Below are 640 nucleotides of genomic sequence, written 5' to 3' on the forward strand. Positions count from 1 at the left end.
ATTCTTTCCTCATCGGTAAAGTTCATGGTCTCTAAAACGTGTAAAGCCTTCTTGAGGGTATTATTATCTAAGCGTTCGGGTAAGTTGTCTTTATTAAGTAGATCATTTCTAGTCAGAAAAGCAGTCCAAATGTCTAGCGAATTTTTTATCTTCTGCAATAAACTGGTTAGATCTTCATTAGGGTTGTTACTGAACTTACTGAGCTCTATAGTATGCAATTCTAGATCGGTAAAATAGGGTAGTCCACTCTCTTTTTCGGTGATATGGAATACGTTATGATACTTTTTACTATCTGTTATAGAAATAAAGTTAAGAATATGAATACCTATGGCTTTATTTAAAGTAGAATAATTCTGTGAAACCTTTAATTGCTCTGTATACAATTTAGCCCAGTAATATAGGGCTCTTTTATCATAATCTGATTCATCCGTGATTTGGATTTCTATATTAAACCTTTTACCATTTTCCCCTACTGCTTTGATATCTAGTATAGAAAGTTTGTCGTTGCTAAAGCTTTTTGGGTTATAGGGGTTTAATAGAGTAACCTCTACTACTTGGTCTTCTGGCGAGACAGTAGCATTTATTAAGGCAATAAGTAGATCCTTATTTTCCTCTACACCAAATATTTTTTTGAAGGCGA

General features: G+C 33.4%; 1 protein-coding gene. It reads right to left on the minus strand.

What is annotated here, in order from left to right:
* Nucleotides 1–640, minus strand: a 640-nt coding sequence (locus MUW73_RS04490; protein WP_243018636.1) for an Rpn family recombination-promoting nuclease/putative transposase, incomplete at both ends; no start/stop codon positions are given.

The organism is Candidatus Cardinium sp. cByotN1, assembly GCF_022810525.1.
Lineage (GTDB): Bacteria > Bacteroidota > Bacteroidia > Cytophagales > Amoebophilaceae > Cardinium.